The organism is Balneolaceae bacterium (genome assembly GCA_034521495.1).
Taxonomy (GTDB): Bacteria; Bacteroidota; Rhodothermia; order Balneolales; family Balneolaceae; genus Rhodohalobacter.
In genome coordinates this window covers 70,461-87,202 of the sequence record JAXHMK010000002.1, presented here as the reverse complement: position 1 = coordinate 87,202, position 16,742 = coordinate 70,461, and the positions used below count along the sequence as shown (strand labels likewise).

Annotated in this window: 18 protein-coding genes; 15 read left to right on the top strand and 3 right to left on the bottom strand. The window is 41.1% G+C overall.

Annotated features, from left to right (window positions below; genetic code table 11):
* Nucleotides 1-69 precede the first annotated feature (69 nt).
* The 3 genes from U5K72_00555 to nuoL are packed head-to-tail and all read right to left on the bottom strand — an operon-like array spanning nucleotide 70 to nucleotide 4,012.
* Nucleotides 70-354 (bottom strand): 4a-hydroxytetrahydrobiopterin dehydratase, encoded by a 285-nt coding sequence (locus tag U5K72_00555; protein ID MDZ7717292.1) that lies wholly within the window; start codon nucleotides 352-354, stop codon nucleotides 70-72.
* Nucleotides 354-1,976, bottom strand: coding sequence for an NADH-quinone oxidoreductase subunit M (locus U5K72_00550; protein ID MDZ7717291.1), 1,623 nt, complete (start codon nucleotides 1,974-1,976; stop codon nucleotides 354-356). The genes U5K72_00555 and U5K72_00550 overlap by 1 nt, the downstream gene beginning before the upstream one ends.
* A 17-nt stretch (nucleotides 1,977-1,993) precedes the next feature.
* Nucleotides 1,994-4,012 (bottom strand): NADH-quinone oxidoreductase subunit L, encoded by a 2,019-nt coding sequence (nuoL, locus tag U5K72_00545; protein ID MDZ7717290.1) that lies wholly within the window; start codon nucleotides 4,010-4,012, stop codon nucleotides 1,994-1,996.
* 658 nt (nucleotides 4,013-4,670) lie between these two features.
* On the opposite strand from nuoL, the gene U5K72_00540 reads away from it, so the two are divergent.
* From U5K72_00540 to gnd, 15 genes are all read left to right on the top strand, one after another.
* A complete protein-coding gene (locus U5K72_00540; protein ID MDZ7717289.1) occupies nucleotides 4,671-5,234 on the top strand; it encodes a Na+/H+ antiporter subunit E in 564 nt (187 codons plus the stop codon).
* Nucleotides 5,234-5,506, top strand: coding sequence for a monovalent cation/H+ antiporter complex subunit F (locus U5K72_00535; GenBank protein ID MDZ7717288.1), 273 nt, complete (start codon nucleotides 5,234-5,236; stop codon nucleotides 5,504-5,506). Before U5K72_00540 ends, U5K72_00535 begins: the two co-directional genes overlap by 1 nt.
* 1 nt (nucleotide 5,507) lies before the next feature.
* Nucleotides 5,508-5,834 carry a monovalent cation/H(+) antiporter subunit G gene (mnhG, locus tag U5K72_00530; protein MDZ7717287.1) on the top strand — a complete coding sequence of 109 codons (327 nt, stop codon included), beginning with the start codon at nucleotides 5,508-5,510 and terminating at the stop codon, nucleotides 5,832-5,834.
* The gene (locus U5K72_00525) at nucleotides 5,831-6,076 is read left to right on the top strand and encodes a hydrogenase subunit MbhD domain-containing protein (GenBank protein ID MDZ7717286.1); all 246 of its coding nucleotides are present in this window, start codon (nucleotides 5,831-5,833) and stop codon (nucleotides 6,074-6,076) included. Before mnhG ends, U5K72_00525 begins: the two co-directional genes overlap by 4 nt.
* Nucleotides 6,073-6,378, top strand: a complete 306-nt coding sequence (mbhE, locus tag U5K72_00520; protein ID MDZ7717285.1) for a hydrogen gas-evolving membrane-bound hydrogenase subunit E — start codon at nucleotides 6,073-6,075, stop codon at nucleotides 6,376-6,378. Before U5K72_00525 ends, mbhE begins: the two co-directional genes overlap by 4 nt.
* The gene (locus U5K72_00515; protein ID MDZ7717284.1) at nucleotides 6,375-6,815 is read left to right on the top strand and encodes an MnhB domain-containing protein; all 441 of its coding nucleotides are present in this window, start codon (nucleotides 6,375-6,377) and stop codon (nucleotides 6,813-6,815) included. Before mbhE ends, U5K72_00515 begins: the two co-directional genes overlap by 4 nt.
* A complete protein-coding gene (locus U5K72_00510) occupies nucleotides 6,808-7,179 on the top strand; it encodes a cation:proton antiporter subunit C (GenBank protein ID MDZ7717283.1) in 372 nt (123 codons plus the stop codon). The genes U5K72_00515 and U5K72_00510 overlap by 8 nt, the downstream gene beginning before the upstream one ends.
* Nucleotides 7,172-8,659 carry a monovalent cation/H+ antiporter subunit D family protein gene (locus tag U5K72_00505; protein ID MDZ7717282.1) on the top strand — a complete coding sequence of 496 codons (1,488 nt, stop codon included), beginning with the start codon at nucleotides 7,172-7,174 and terminating at the stop codon, nucleotides 8,657-8,659. The genes U5K72_00510 and U5K72_00505 overlap by 8 nt, the downstream gene beginning before the upstream one ends.
* Before the next feature lie 234 nt (nucleotides 8,660-8,893).
* Nucleotides 8,894-10,375 (top strand): monovalent cation/H+ antiporter subunit D family protein, encoded by a 1,482-nt coding sequence (locus U5K72_00500; protein MDZ7717281.1) that lies wholly within the window; start codon nucleotides 8,894-8,896, stop codon nucleotides 10,373-10,375.
* A 27-nt stretch (nucleotides 10,376-10,402) separates the two neighbouring features.
* A complete protein-coding gene (locus U5K72_00495; GenBank protein MDZ7717280.1) occupies nucleotides 10,403-10,618 on the top strand; it encodes a hypothetical protein in 216 nt (71 codons plus the stop codon).
* Entirely contained in the window at nucleotides 10,608-12,329 is a 1,722-nt protein-coding gene (locus U5K72_00490; protein MDZ7717279.1) for a Na(+)/H(+) antiporter subunit D, read from the top strand. The genes U5K72_00495 and U5K72_00490 overlap by 11 nt, the downstream gene beginning before the upstream one ends.
* A gap of 236 nt (nucleotides 12,330-12,565) precedes the next feature.
* Nucleotides 12,566-13,009 (top strand): Hsp20/alpha crystallin family protein, encoded by a 444-nt coding sequence (locus U5K72_00485; protein ID MDZ7717278.1) that lies wholly within the window; start codon nucleotides 12,566-12,568, stop codon nucleotides 13,007-13,009.
* Between the two features lie 114 nt (nucleotides 13,010-13,123).
* Nucleotides 13,124-14,200, top strand: coding sequence for a hemolysin family protein (locus U5K72_00480; GenBank protein MDZ7717277.1), 1,077 nt, complete (start codon nucleotides 13,124-13,126; stop codon nucleotides 14,198-14,200).
* Between the two features lie 484 nt (nucleotides 14,201-14,684).
* The gene (locus U5K72_00475) at nucleotides 14,685-15,194 is read left to right on the top strand and encodes a gluconokinase (GenBank protein MDZ7717276.1); all 510 of its coding nucleotides are present in this window, start codon (nucleotides 14,685-14,687) and stop codon (nucleotides 15,192-15,194) included.
* Nucleotides 15,195-15,301: 107 nt separating this feature from the next.
* Nucleotides 15,302-16,729 (top strand): decarboxylating NADP(+)-dependent phosphogluconate dehydrogenase, encoded by a 1,428-nt coding sequence (gene gnd, locus U5K72_00470; GenBank protein MDZ7717275.1) that lies wholly within the window; start codon nucleotides 15,302-15,304, stop codon nucleotides 16,727-16,729.
* The last annotated feature ends 13 nt before the right edge of the window (nucleotides 16,730-16,742 follow it).

Here is a 16,742-nt window from a genome sequence, read left to right as displayed (position 1 = left end):
ATTTTAATTATTTATCTAATCGGTACAGACGCTCTGTTTACAATTTGGAGCATCCTCAAGAAAGTGTTATTACTGGTAAATTTCTTCGATGGCTTTAGCCAATTTTATATCCTTTTCAGTCACCTTATCACCGGCATCATGGGTACTCAATCGGATGGACACACTATTGTATACATTCGACCAATCGGGATGATGAACCAGTGCTTCGGCTTCAAATCCTACTCTTACCATAAAAGAGATCGCTTCTTTAAAATCAGGGAATGAGAAATCTTTTTTGATGGTATCATTCTCTAAAGTCCAGCCATCAAGCTGTTCTAATTCCTGTTTAATCTGTTGTTTGCTAAGTGGATCCATCACTTTATTGTTTTTGAAGTGAACGATTCTACTTTAGTCTCTGACTCTTCAACATTGTAAATTTTGTTTGTCCAATCGGGAAGATTATTACTGTCTGCTTTTTCAAGCACAGCCACACTCTTCTCCTGGGACATTGTAATATAACTCTCAACCCAGTTTTCAGAATACTTCGTAAAATCAACCGGACGAATTCCTATCCACACCATAAAGATGACAAGAGGAATCAGCAGTCCAATCTCCCGTCTGTTCAGATCCAATAATTTCTTGTTCTCTTCATTTGTGATAGGACCAAACATCACACGCTGGAACATCCACAACATATAGGCAGCTGCGAGAATTACACCGACTGCCGCAAGAACTGCATACACTTTATTGGCATAAAGTTCTGAGAAGAATGAGCCATTCAAAATTAAGAATTCGCCCACAAATCCATTTAAACCGGGCAAACCGATGGAAGCAAGTGTTGCAATCATGAAGAAGGTGGTAAATACCGGCATCTGTTTCGCGATACCTCCAAAGTCGGAGATCTGACGGGTGTGTGCCCTGTCGTAGATCATTCCAACAATAAGGAAGAGTGCACCGGTTGAAAGTCCATGGTTAATCATCTGAATAACTGCACCTTGTACAGCTACCGTGTTGAAAGCGAAAATACCGAGTACTACAAAGCCAAGGTGACTGACCGATGAGTAGGCCACCAATTTTTTCACATCTTTCTGAACCATCGCCACCAGTGCACCATAAATAATACCAATTACAGCAAGAATGGCCATCATTGGTGCAAACTCGGCAAAGGCATTTGGAAACACCGGCAAACAAACTCTTACCAGTCCGTAGGTTCCCAACTTCAGCATAATTGCCGCCAAAACAACCGATCCGGCTGTCGGGGCTTCTGTATGGGCATATGGAAGCCAGGTATGAAATGGAAAAAGCGGCACCTTAATACAAAACGCAAGGGCAAACGCCAGGAATAGCCAGGTTTGTTCCACAAGACCAAGTGTAAATTCAGGACTTGAAATAAATCGCCAGTCGGCAGAAAATTCGTAAATACCAGTTGCAGTTCCTGCTGCATAACCCAGATAGATCAGCGCAACAAGCATGATGAGTGATCCAACCAGGGTGTAAATAAAAAATTTAATGGTTGCTCGAATTTTATCACTCCCACCCCAAATTCCAATCAGGAAGTACATGGGAATCAATGAGAGTTCAAAAAATACATAAAACACAACCAGGTCGAGAGAGGCAAAAACTCCAAGCGAAGCAGTTTGCAAAATAAGCAGCATTGAGTAATAGCCTGCTAAACTTTTATTGATGGAGTTCCAGGACGACAATATGACAATAGGCCCCATCAAGGTTGTAAGCATGAACAGCAGAAGGCTCAATCCATCCAGGCCAACCAGGTATTTTACATCCATACCCGTGAAAACAGGGGAACCTTCTGTTACATATTGTGGAATTGCAGAATTAGCAACATCAAACTGAAAAAGCAGCGGCAGAGACAGCAAAAATGTAATGCAGGTAACAATAAGACTGGTCCATTTGATGGCTTGATCATTCCGAAATATCAGGAATGCCAGAACCCCAATCAGAGGAAAGTAGATGGTAAGATTTAACAAAAACTCCATAAAATAATGTCAGATTCTTAAAACAATAATATGGTTAAAACAAGAATGACTCCGAGTATCAGGAACAGTGCATAATTGCTGGCAACACCGGTTTGAATGTATCGTAATAAACTTCCGGAAATTCGAACAATTCCAGCTATCATGTTCACGAATCCATCCACAATCTTCATATCAAAAACAGCTAAAACACGATCGGAGAATTTAACTATTGGGTGAACAACGACTCCTTCGTAAAGTTCATCGAGGCTGTATTTATCTTTCCAAACCTGGTAGAACGGTCCAAACTTAGAAGCGATCCAGGCATCGGATTCTTCCTGCTGATCGTTGCCATACAATTTGTAAGCAATGTAAACTGATACGACTGCAACAATGATTGCAAATATCATAAGGGTCCACTCCGCAGCACCGGAAAGTGTTAGTGGAATATCTGAAGCGACGGTGTGAAGCCATTCGTGCAGCCAGTTAATATGACCGTCTCCGCCAAATGTTTTTGAAACGAAGTTTGGCAACCCAATAAATCCACCTACAATTGAAAGACCTGCGAGCGACCAAAGTGCAGTGGTCATAGTAGCCGGGCTTTCATGAAGGTACTGTTCAGAATTTTCAGCTCCCTGGATAAGCTTGGGCAATTTAAAACTGCCATGAAAAGTGGTGAAAGTAAGGCGGAACATATAAAATGCTGTCAGGAATGCAGTGATTGTTGCTACCCCCCAAAGAATGAAATACATTGCTCCGGCATACTCACCAAAGCCCATGTTAAAGGCGTGCATAACAATTTCGTCTTTGGAGAAGAAACCTGCCAATGGCGGAATGCCTGCAATAGCAATTGTTGCAATTAAAAATGTTTTATAGGTGGAAGGCATATACTTTCTGAGCCCACCCATATTTCGAATATCCTGCGGATCAAAATGAACGTCTTTTCCCTTATCGTGCAGTTTATGCTCTACATGTTCCATTGTGTGAATTACAGAACCGGAGCCAAGGAAGAGACATGCTTTGAAGAAAGCGTGAGTTATAACGTGAAATATTGCTGCCGTAAATGCGCCTGAACCCAATGCTAAAAACATAAAGCCAAGCTGAGATACTGTTGAATATGCAAGTACTCCTTTGATATCATATTGCGTAATTGCTATAGTAGCTGCAACAATTGCAGTTAATGCACCAATCACTGCAACAATCATCATAACTTCAGGACTCAACACATACATGGGTGACATCCGGGTAATCAGATAAATACCAGATGTGACCATAGTAGCTGCGTGAATTAGTGCAGATACCGGGGTTGGACCGGCCATGGCATCCGGCAGCCAGACAAACAATGGAATCTGCGCACTCTTACCCGTCGCGCCAATCAGCATTAACAATCCAATCCAGAAAATATCGTTCCCGGTGAACGCTTCAAGGCTGGTAAGTATCACTTCAAAATTGAGACTGCCCACCGTTTCAAAAATCATGAAAATAGCTACAAGGAATGCAAAATCTCCTACCCTATTATATAAGAAAGCTTTTTTCGCCGCATCGGATTTGCTCATGTCGGCATACCAGAAACCGATTAACAGGTAAGAACAAAGTCCAACTCCCTCCCATCCAAGGAATAACAGCAAAAGATTATCTGCCAGTACAAGATTTAACATTGCAAAAATGAATAGGTTCAGAAAAGAAAAATACTTCCAAAACCCTTCATCATGGGCCATATACCCAATCGAGTAGAGATGAATGAGTGCACCCACCCCTGTAACCACGAGTGTCATTATCAAGGAGAGCTGATCAACCTGGTATGCAATATCCACACTAAAACTACCGGCTTCCATCCAGGTAAACAGGTGCGCAAATGCGGGGCCAGAATCGGCATTAATATTTAAAAAGAGTGTGAGAGCACATAGAAATGGAATAAAAACAGCAAGATTGGCTATTATCCCAATCAGTGTTTTTTTACTGCGGTACGCAGTAGAGGATAGCCCTATAATTCCATTAATTAAAAAACCGAGTAGCGGTAAACCTATAATCAGACTTACGAGCGCTGTGGGTGATTCCATTTAACAGGTTACTTAGTTTTGGCGCTTTTATTCATCACTAAAAGTTTTTAGTGATATTTTCAGGTGGCAAAGATACAAAAATCTTCTCCAAGTTAAACTTAAAAGGGTGGAAATATCATCATCTTTTAATTTTTTTTCGATACCTCAACTTTGAGGACTTACCCCATTATTGAAAGTGTAAACTTATTGCATGTTGTATGTCCTTTTGTCTTGATACAAAAGAACGAAAAATCAAGACTGTGAATACTTGGCGGCGGACACGAGTTCACCGTGGAATCCTTTCAATGGTCCATCAGGCTTTCAGCCCTTAAATTTCGCTCCTCGCCGGTATGAAAGGATTCTTCTCACGGTTCACTCGTTGTCCTTTTTCCCGCCAACTATTCAAGGTCGGTTATTTTCCCAAAATCACTATTTCTACTTGTTAAATGTATTAAACTACTGTTATTAAATATTTTAACATACTTAAACTTAAAATTTCGGGGTAACTTCTCCTCAACTTTACAGTCAAAAAAGGCAAAAAATGACACCTCATTTACCCCTGCAAAATTTAGCGAAATCGTAAAATGAATAAAAGTTATAAAATTTAATTGCAGGTGATTCCACTTTTTTAATAAGTTTAAATCTCACAATGACGGGGAAACCTGCTACAAAGAACCTGATGTCAAAATTCTCTTTTTTTAGCCTAACATTGTCGTTTATCTCTCTGATGCTCTTCTGGATTGTTATGAGTGGTTTCCTCGATGCCATTCATATCACGTTTGGCGTACTCTCAGTTGCAGGGGTTATCATCTTTAATTACCAATTGAAAAAGCATCGTTTCTATGATGATGACATGGATAACCTTGACGATCTTCGTTTGGGCAGGTTTATTATCTACTGCTTCTGGTTGATCTATCAAATTATACTTTCGGGCTTTCATGTTTTGTGGGTAATTATGAGGCCTACGATGCCAATTGAAACCACAATTGTGAAATTCAGGGCAGATCTGCCGAGTTCGCATGCTAAAATGATTCTCGGCAACTCCATTACTCTCACTCCCGGAACACTCACCATCGATATTGAAGATGATCTGTTTACAATACACGCTCTTGATTCATCCTCCTATGCCGGCCTTCAAAGTGATGAAATGCCCCGGCAGGTCTTACAGCTATTTCAAACAGAAATACGGCAGGTCGTAAAAGATTTTGAAATTATAAAGAGCAGTGAGGGAGCAGCAGCCTGATGGAAACATTTTTTCTTTATAGTGCCATTATTTTAACGATCATTATTGCGATTCCCCTTGTTCGAGTTTTAAAAGGGCCTACTCTGTTTGACCGGCTCCTGGCAACGAATGCCATTGCTACAAAAACGATTGTTTTAATTTGCCTGATCGGGTTTCTATACGGTCGGATCGATATGTTTATTGATATTACCTTAGCCTATGCTATTCTTGGTTTTATCGGCTCGCTGGTGATAGCAAAATATGTTATATCATCAAAAGCAATGAGGGATTAGAATGGCCATATCAAACATTATCTGCATAATTTTAGTAGTGATTGGTATTCTATTTATACTGATGGGTAGCATCGGTATACTTCGCCTCCCCGATTTTTATTCCAGGTCTCACGCTTCCAGCAAAAGTGATACACTTGGGATTATATTCGTGATATCCGGATTAGTGGTTTATGAAGGATTTACTTTGAGTGGACTAAAATTAATTTTCATTATTCTTTTTATTGCTCTTGCAAACCCTATTGGCACCCACGCACTGGCACGATCTGCCATAAAAAGAGGGCTGCAACCTTTTTTCAGTGAAGATGCCAAAAACAGAGGTAAATCATGATTTGGGAATTAGAACTTATACTTTATCTCTTTTTGGTTATTTCCGGTGTGGTAGCTTTAGAAGTAAAAGATATGCTGGTTGCCGTAGTAATGATGTCTGTGTTTAGTTTTATAATGGCACTTCTGTTTATTTCGATGGGAGCAGTTGATGTTGGCTTTACCGAAGCCGTAATTGGTGCCGGAGTGACCGGTATCCTCTTTGTCGTAGTTGTCTATCAAACCACAAGAAAATCAGCAGATTGAAATACCTGAAAGCTTTTATAATGGCCTTATTTGCTGCTTTGTTAATTTATGCAGCATCCGACCTGCCCTACCGCGGCGATCCCGGCAACCGTATGCATGATCAAAGAAGTATGGTTGATTCTCCTGTTGCCGGCAACTATTACATTCAAGAAGCCTATCATGATGCTCACACTCCAAATATTGTAACCGTTGTTCTGGGCGATTACAGATCAATTGATACGTTTGGCGAACAGGTGGTAATCTATACTGCAGGCATTATTACTCTTCTTGTTTTAAGAAGATCACGAAGGAGGTTTTCATGAGAAGTCAGTTTAACAGCCCCATTATTGTTCTTGGAGCTCGTTTTCTCGCTCCTTACATCATGGTATTCGGGCTTTATGTAATTTTTCACGGACACTACAGTCCCGGCGGTGGTTTCCAGGGCGGTGCATTGTTAGCAGCGGCCATTTTGTTGATACGCGTAGCAACCGGACGCCGGGTTTCTCGATTGCTAATAAAGGAATTTGCAACCACTCCGCTGGCGGTTATAGGGGTCTTAATCTATTTTGCAACTGGATTCGCCGCAATGATCACCGGGGGTTATTTCCTGGATTACGGACAACTGCCTATCCCCGGAATGGAACCGATGTGGCTCAGATATACTGGTATTTTAATTATTGAAGTAGGTGTTGGGTTGGCCGTTGCAGCAATTCTTGTCATGATTTTTGACAATATGGTAAAGGGGGAAGACTATGCTTGATTTCTTATTTGGACATTACGCATACTGGTTTACTATAATTCTACTCTGTATTGGCCTGTATGGAATGCTTTTTAAAAAGAATTTGATTAAAAAAACCATCGGACTGGCAATTCTACAGGCAGCAATAATCTTGTTTTTCGTATCTGTAGCATCAAAGGTGGATGCAACTGTACCTGTTTACGATTCTTCGATTCCAGTTGAACAGGTTGCAAATTATATGAACCCCCTGCCCCATACTCTCATGCTAACGGCTATTGTTGTAGGCGTGGCTACACTTGGAGTGGCATTTACACTTCTGATTGCCATCTACAACCGGTATCAAACATTGGATGAACAGGAACTGATAAAAAAGATCCATGATTGAAACACAACTTCCTGCTCTAATTGCTTTAGCGTTTGTACTGTTTGCAGTACTTATACCGGTTTTTGGTCTCTTTAACCGAAAACTCTCCCAGCCACTTGCCGTAGTTGGTTCAGGTTTGGCAGCTACCTTATCACTTTTCGGCTTCATCAATTATCTGAACAACGGGGCAATACGCTACTTTTTTGGCGGATGGCAACCACCGATTGGCATTGAGTTTGTTTATGATGGCCTCTCCTCTTTTATGGTATTGGTTATCAATTCGGTAGCGTTGTTAATATTGATTCATTCAAAACATATTTCAAAAAAGGAATATCCTGGCAAGGAGATGCCTTATTTTACAATGACCATGCTGATGATGCTCGGCTTCAACGGGATGGTGCTTACCGGTGATCTGTTTAACTTCTATGTATTTCTTGAAATATCGTCACTTGCCAGCTATGCACTGATTTCTATCGGTGAAAAACAGGCGCCATTTTCTGCATTCCGTTATTTGATTATCGGTACTACCGGCGGAACACTCTATCTGTTTGGACTCGGATTTCTTTACACCGTCACTGGCACACTTAATCTAATAGATATGTCTGCAATGCTTCCAATGGTTGCCGACAATACTGCAGTCGTTGCCGCATTAATTTTAATGATTGTTGGAATTGGCGTAAAAGCTGCCCTCTTTCCCATGCACGGCTGGTTACCCGATGCTTATACCTATGCCTCGTCCAGTTCCACGGCACTCATCGCCCCAATTGGCACAAAGGTTGCTGCCTATATGTTATTCAGAATTGTCCTCTATCTCTTTGGGGTTGATCTTATGAATGCCGTTGCACCACTCACTACCGTCATTGGTGTACTGGCATGTCTCGGAATTTTATACGGCTCAATAATGGCCATTGCGCAAACCGAACTGAAGCGGATGCTGGCATTTAGTAGTATCTCACAGATTGGATATATCATCATGGGATTGAGTTTGGCAAATCCATTTGGTTTCGCCGGTGCACTGTTGCATGTAGTTAATCATGCCGTGATGAAAGCGTGTCTATTCCTGGTTTCCGGAAATTTAAGATTGAAAGAAGGTCACACAAACATCACACGTTTCGATGATTCCTTCCGTAAAAAGTACCCCTGGTCGATGGCTTCGTTTACGGTTGCAGCTATCTCCATGGTTGGATTACCACCCCTCGCCGGATTTTTTAGCAAGTGGTACCTCGCACTTGGAACCATCGACAACGAGAATTGGCTCTTTTTAGCTGTGATTCTGATCAGTTCGCTGCTGAATGCGGTTTACTTTTTTAGAATTTTGGAAAAAGTATATATGAAAAATCCTGATGTAGCTGATCAAAAAGAAAATATTGAAGTAACAAACAATGAGGTTTCTGCAAGCATGTTGACTCCAACGATGATTTTAGCAATCAGTCTTTTTGTTATTGGATTCGCAAATGCTGCTATTGTTGGATTTCTGATGGGTATTTTCCCGATGCAATGAAAAAATATAAACGTAATATACGGTTGAAGAACTTGTTGAAGTGTGTCCCCCTTCGAAGGGGGCAATGGGGGATGATTTATAGTGATGTTGATGGGTTATTTGAATTATTAATGAACACAACATTACGAAGGTCATCCCCCTGCTCGCTTGGCTCACTTCCCCCTTCAAAGGGGGATTTTTTAAGATCTCACAAAATGCCATATGACATTTAAAAAGAAATTTTATTAACGATAAATGGCTAACTCTATCGTCCCTTTACTGGCAATTTTAATATCACTGGCTGCCGTGCCTTTGATCTTATTCAGTTCGTCGAAGCCTAACCTTCGCGAAGGCTGGACGATCCTTGCAGGAATCATAAAATTCGGTTTGGTATTATCACTTCTGCCCGGTGCCATTGCCGGACAAACCGTTGAGCTTCACCTATTTGATCTGGCTCCCGGAATGCCGTTTGCTCTCAATGCTGACCCGCTTGGAGTCTTCTTTGCTATCATCGCATCGGGATTGTGGATCTTTACTTCTTTTTATTCGATTGGTTATATGCGGGGTGCCGGTGAGAAAAAACAGACACGATATTTTGCGAGTTTTGCCGTCTGTTTGTCAGCCACCATTGGTATTGCGTTTTCCGCCAACCTACTGACATTTATCGTCTTCTATGAAATGCTGACACTGGCTACCTACCCCCTTGTTATTCACAAGGAAACTAAAAAAGCGATCAATGCGGGACGAAAGTATTTATCATACACACTGACCGCAGGACTTTTGCTGATTGCTGCAGCCGGACTCACATACTACTACACTGGTTCTATCGAGTTTAATCCGGGCGGAATTTTCGCTGACGCCAATGTTTCTCACACAACCATGCTGATCATCTTTATCCTGTTTTTAGGTGGTGTGGGAGTGAAGGCAGGCATCATGCCGCTTCATAGCTGGTTGCCGGCTGCAATGGCTGCTCCTACCCCGGTGAGTGCTCTTCTGCACGCGGTGGCCGTTGTTAAATCCGGTGTGTTTGCAGTTACTCGTGTTGTTGGATATGTCTTTGGCACCGATGTCATGGCATCTTACGGCCTAAACGATATTCTAATTGTCTTGGCCGGAGCAACGATAATTCTCGCATCGCTACTCGCTTTTGCCCAGGATAATTTAAAACGTCGGCTGGCATACTCAACGGTTGGACATTTGTCCTATATCGTTCTTGGGATAGCACTTTTAACGCCCCTGGGAATGCAGGGTGGAATCATGCACATTGCTGCACACGCCACAATGAAAATCACTCTATTTTTCTGCGCTGGTGCGATTTATGTAAACCTGCATCGCGAAAACATCAGCCAGTTAAATGGAATTGCAAAAGTAATGCCCTGGACCATGGCAGCGTTTACCATCGGTTCCATGGGGCTCGCCGGTGTTCCGCCACTTAACGGTTTTGTGAGCAAGTGGTTCCTGGCTATGGGATCTCTACAGGGAGATATGGTATTACCGCTTATTATCTTAATTATTAGTGGACTTCTGAATGTTGGCTATTTCTTCCCCATTATTCAGCGGGCCTATTTTAGAAAAGGAGAAGGACTTGAGAAATATGGAGAAGCTTCACCTTTCATGGTTGTTCCGCTTTTTGGAACCGCCGTTTTATCAATTTTATTCGGATTGTTTCCGAACCTGTTTTTTAGCTTTTTTGATTTGGCGACCTCTATCGCAGGAAGTTTATTTGCGGGAGGTTAAGATGTTCATTTTTAATCAAACAGAACTATGAAAACCTGGCACTGGATTGTTTTGGGAGTATTGGCTCTCATAACCCTGATCCTCGAGTTTACGGTTTTAGCGGATTATCACCATCATTGGTGGAACTCCATTCCACTATTTTATGGAATTTTTGGATTCCTGGGATGCGTGTTCACCATCTATATAGCAAAAGGATTGGGCAAACTGTTGATCTATAGAAAAGAAGGATATTATGATCGTTGATCTGTTATTCATACCGGCCGTTGTGATGATCCTGGGAGCATTTTTACTTCCATTGCTTCCGGAAAAAACGCGGTCCTCAGCATTTTTGGTGTTCCCGTTGATTGCATTGGTATCGCTTTGGCAATATCCAAATGGTTTAACGATGTCATTAGTATTCGGGGTATACGAACTGATACCTGTCCACGTGGATGCTCTCAGCAGAGTATTTGGAATTGCATTTTCTCTTGTAACGATTATTGGCGGAGTCTATGCATTGCACTTGAAAGATGTAGGTCAGCAAAGCTCGGCACTTGTTTATGCAGGTGGCGCTTTGGGGGTTACATTTGCCGGTGATTATTTCACTCTTTTTGTCTTTTGGGAGTTGATGGCAGTCAGTTCTGTGTACCTTATCTGGGCACGAAAAACGGCCGAAACGGATCGCGCCGGAATGCGTTATCTGATCGTCCATATGTTTGGCGGAGGACTATTGATGACGGGAATTCTGTTACATTTCTCTCACACTGGTTCTTTGCTGATTGAAAGTCTGCCCTATCGATTTACTCTGCCCTCAACGCTGATGCTTCTGGGAATTGCCGTAAACGCAGCCGTCCCTCCCCTGCACGCATGGCTGGCTGATGCATATCCCAAAGCAACGATCACCGGCGCTATATTTATGTGCGCTATCACAACCAAATCTGCCGTCTATGTAATGATTCGACTGTTCCCTGAATGGAGCATTCTAATTGGGATCGGTGTGATGATGGGAGTTTACGGGACAATTTTTGCTCTCATCTCAAATGATATTCGACAGATTCTTTCCTACTCCATTGTCAGCCAAATTGGTTATATGGTTGCAGGCGTAGGAATCGGGTCGGAAATGGCGCTGAATGCGTCCGCTGCTCACGCCGTAAACAATGTTTTGTTTAAGTCTCTTCTCTTTATGGGTGCCGGTGCGGTGATTTATGTAACGGGCAGAAGTAAACTCACAGAACTCGGCGGACTCGCAAACAAAATGAAAACGGTCGTTGCTCTCTACATGGTTGGTGGCTTAGCCGTTTCAGGAGCACCTCTTTTTAATGGATTCACAAGTAAAACAATGGTCGTAAGTGCAGCCGGAGAAGCTCATCTTGAATGGGGGATGCTGTTATTAACGATCGCTTCCATCGGCTCTTTCCTTCACAGCGGTTTGAAACTGCCTTACTTTACATGGTTCGGCGAGGCCAAAGAAGAGATTACCGATCTCAAACCAATACCAAAAAACATGATTGCCGGAATGGGAATTGGGGCTTTTTTCTGTATCCTCATTGGCCTTTATCCGAATGTGCTTTACAGTCAACTGCCATTTCCTGTAGAGTACCATCCGTATGATGTATACCACCTCGTGGAGATGGTTCAGATACTTGTCTTTGCATTCATCGGCTTCTGGCTCTTCAGAAACAAATTTGCCGGTACTGAAAACATTCTTTTAGATTTCGATTGGTTCTATCGAAAAGCCCGACCCCTGACTGAAAAAGTATTCGTCACAAATGTGGATAGGTTTTACGGCTACGCAGAAAATGCTACACTTTGGCTGGCCGGTTTTATGACTGAAAAATTCAAAGATCCCCTTGTTTGGCTTAATCCATTCACAGATACGCAGCAAGAATCTGCAAAATACAGTCATGCTGTGGAAGTTGTCATGAGCTTTATACTTCTCAGCTTTGTGGTATTCGCGATTATCTATTTTGTCTGATTGGTTCAGTTACTTCCATTTATTTTATAGATGAGTCCCTGACTCTTGTAATCTTTAAAACTGCCATTCTTAAAGAAATCTGTCATTTTTTAAACTGAAATTTGAAAAAATGTCAATTTGAATCGCATAAATTTGACATTTTTTTCATGATATTGGCATTGGCATATATTTTGTATTCACCAATACTGAAGTAGAAAAGAGATAACGTGATTTAAAAAAAACGGAGGTGAAGAGTTATGTTGACCAAAAATTTTCCAACAATGCCTGAAGATCAGAATGGAAACAGACCTGAAAGTTTTACTGACCTGATGGATCAGATGTTTGATAAAATGTCTACCATGAACAGAGATCGGTTTGTACCGAAAATGGATGTAGCAGAGACAGATTCAACATTTGAAGTAACACTTGCTCTGCCTGGCATGGATAAAGAAGACATTAATATTGAGATTGAAAACAGCGTGCTAACTGTGAGCGGAGAACGCAGTTGGAAAGAAGAAGAAAAAGAAAACGGCCGTAGATATCACAGAGTTGAGACCGGTCGTGGTAAATTTAGCCGTGCTCTGTCATTGCCCAACATTGTTGACAGCGAACATGTGGATGCAACTTTTACAAATGGTGAACTTCATATCACCATCCCAAAACTCGAAGAAAAAACAGCAAAGAAAATTGAAATTTCATAAATACTAAAAAACCGGAATTTGATTAATTGAAACCGCAGTTCGTAGCTGCGGTTTTTTATTTTAAAAGACACTTAAAGTTTACTCCTCACTACAATTTATCCTATTTTAGGCGATATGGGTTTATTATTATTTTATTTGGCACTTGCAATTGGAGTCTCCTTTCTATGCTCTATCCTGGAGGCGGTATTATTATCAATTACACCTTCATACATCGCCGTACTTGAAAAACAGGGACATGCCTCCGGTAATATTTTACGATCATTAAAAAAAGATATCGACAGGCCGCTCTCAGCCATTTTAAGTCTTAATACCATTGCTCATACTATTGGTGCTGCGGGTGTGGGAGCCCAGGCACAGGTTGTTTTCGGGAATGCATATGTTACGGCTACGTCCATAATTTTAACACTCGCTATACTCATATTCTCTGAAATTATACCCAAGACACTTGGGGCTACGTATTGGAAAAAACTGTCAGGTTTTGCTGCAAAAACAACCAAAGGTTTAATCATTATAACTTACCCGCTTGTACTGCTTTCAAAAGGAATAACAAATCTACTCTCAAGCGAAGAAAAACAGCCCTCTGTTAGCAGAGAAGAGTTTAGCGCATTGGCTGATATAGGACATAAAGAGGGTATTTTTGAGGAGGAAGAATCCAATATTTTTAAAAATCTGATTAGATTTAATTCTCTTCGTGTAAAAGATATTATGACTCCTCGAATTGTTGTCGTAAAATTTCCAGAGGATTTAACCATTCAAGAGGTTATGAGTTCCAAGGATGATCTTCGTGTTTCCCGAATACCTGTTTATGGAAAAAATGAAGAAGACATAACCGGTTATGTTCTCAAAAATGACATCTACCTGAATTACTCTGAAGGAAACGAGGAAAAAAAACTGAAGGATATCAAACGGGAAGTCTTGATTTTACCTGAAAATATCTCCATTAAAACTTTATTTGAACGTCTGTTGGAATCACAAGAACATATAGCTGTTGTAGTTGATGAATATGGTGGGTTCTCCGGGGTTGTAACCATGGAAGATGTTGTGGAAACATTGCTTGGAATGGAAATTGTTGATGAGATTGACGCCATTGACGATATGCAAAAATTGGCCCGCCAAAAATGGAGAGAACGCGCCAAGCGTCTTGGAATTCCTCTTCCGGGATCGGTAAAAGAAGAAAAGAATTCAGGCTAATGGAATCAGTTTGGTTAGCTTTATGATTATACACCTCTACCACAGGCCTATCTCAAAAAGAGTCTTCATACTTTGGTAATTATTAACCGCTCTTTATACTCTTTATTTTCGAATTGACGGGGATGTTTGGGATATATATCCAAACTTAAAAGCTTACTATTCACCTTTTCAATTGATACTTCACGAAGTTCCAGATAGGTGTTCAGTTCAATGTTGGTATGATCAAAACGAAGCTGAATTTTTCCGTTTCCGGCCCAAAAACAATTTAGATTTACAGGACAACGTAGTGCACGGGGGAATTTCGCAATCTTTTACTTCGACACTCAAATTTGTGCTATAACCAATCTCCTATATATACTATAATATCAATCATTTAACATATATTTTACATTATTTTTTGAATAATCCGGGTTTAAGGTTTTCTTTTTGGATTCTTACACGTTCAATACGATCTTCAATATGGAAATTGAAAAATTCTTGATTGATGATAATTATTGTAATGGGTGTATCGGGATGTGGAAAGAGTACAATTGGCCAACTTTTGGCATCCCATTTAAACCTGCCTTTTTATGATGCTGATGATTTTCATCCGGAAGCTAATGTTGAAAAAATGCGTACCGGCATCCCTCTCACGGATCAAGATCGAAAACCCTGGCTGGAAAACCTGAATGCATCAATGAAAAAATGGAATAGGAAAGACGGGGCTATTCTTGCCTGTTCTGCTCTTAAAAAATCTTACAGAGAGTTATTGAAGAAAGATTTTAACGAGAATGAAGTGGTTTTCATCTTCCTGGACGGTTCCAAAAAACTGATATCAGAACGTCTAAAAAAACGAAAGGGACATTACATGCCGCCCGACCTGCTTACTTCACAATTCAGAGCATTGGAAAAACCAGAAGACGCTATAAGAGTATCGATCGATCGCAAACCGGAAAAAATTGTCGAAAAAATACTTTCCAAACTTCCTATAAACAATTCGACTGGTTATAATTAAACTCATCATGTACCAACATTTTCAAACAGTCTATAAACATTTCATATTGAATCTTTCTTTGGTAGCTAAGAATTCCAATCAAAAATTTTAACACAGTAAACATACAGATGAACAGCTTACAAATAGGTATTTATGGCCTTGGGGTTATGGGCCGAAACCTGGCTTTAAATCTTGAAGATAACGGTTTTTCAGTGAGTGTTTTCAACCGAAAAGCTCCGGGTGAAGAGACAATTGTTCAGGATTTTATGAAGGCCGAAGGACAAGACAAGAATTTCTATGGGGCAGATTCACTGGTAGGGTTTATTCAATCGCTCGAATCACCCAGAAAAATTTTACTGATGGTAAAAGCCGGTAAACCGGTTGACCAGGTATTGGAGAGTCTTATACCACACCTCGATAAAGGTGATATAATTATTGACGGTGGAAATTCATACTACAGAGATACTATACGTAGGATTAATAAACTTCAATCCGATGGGGTCCAATTTGTTGGTATGGGAGTATCTGGTGGTGAACAAGGCGCCCGTTTTGGCCCAAGCCTGATGCCTGGCGGATCGCATGAGGCATGGCCCGAGATAAAGCCTTTCTTTGAAAATATTGCAGCAAAAGCATTTGATGGTACACCTTGCTGCAGATGGGTAGGCGAGGGTGGAGCCGGTCATTTTGTAAAGATGGTTCACAACGGAATTGAATACGCTGATATGCAGCTGCTTGCAGAGGTTTATCATATCCTGAAAGAATCGCTGGGTATGCAAGCCGCCGAAATCGGCAGACTTTTTAAGTTGTGGAATGAAACCTCCTTGAACAGCTATCTGATGGAGATTACATCTAAGATTTTTATGGCTACCGATGATGACGGAGAACCCCTGGTTGAAAAAATACTGGATTGTGCCGCCCAAAAAGGTACGGGGCGATGGACCGCAATTGAAGCTCTCCAGCACAATGTTGCCCTGCCGGGAATTTCGCAAGCTGTTTTTGCACGTTTCTTTTCCAATTTAGTTGAGATACGAAATGAATTTTCAGAAACACAGAATTCAATTAGTGCTGCTTCTTTCAACAGGGAAGAGCTGATTGAAAACCTGGAAAAAACATTACTTGCCTGCCGTTTAACTGCTTATGCTGAAGGATTTTTTATGATCTCCTCAGTAAGTGATGAGTTTGAATGGGATATCAATTATTCTTCAATTGCAAAAATTTGGCAGGGCGGCTGCATTATCCGGTCAGTACTTCTTAAAGAGATCGAACAGGTTTTTCAGAAAAAACCCAATCTCAAACATCTCTATCTTTTTGATGATTTTTCTGAACAGTTATCAGAACTGCAATCGGGATGGAGATCTGTGGTCAGCCATGCCATCAATTCCGGCATACCTGTACCCTGTATGTCTGCTTATATGAGCTTATATGACACACTTCGATCTAATACTCTGCCTGCAAATTTAATACAGGCACAACGTGATTTTTTTGGAGCACATACATACGAACGAATCGATAAACCCAGGGGACAGTTCTTCCACACCGACTGGGAAAATCAATAATAAACCTCAAATT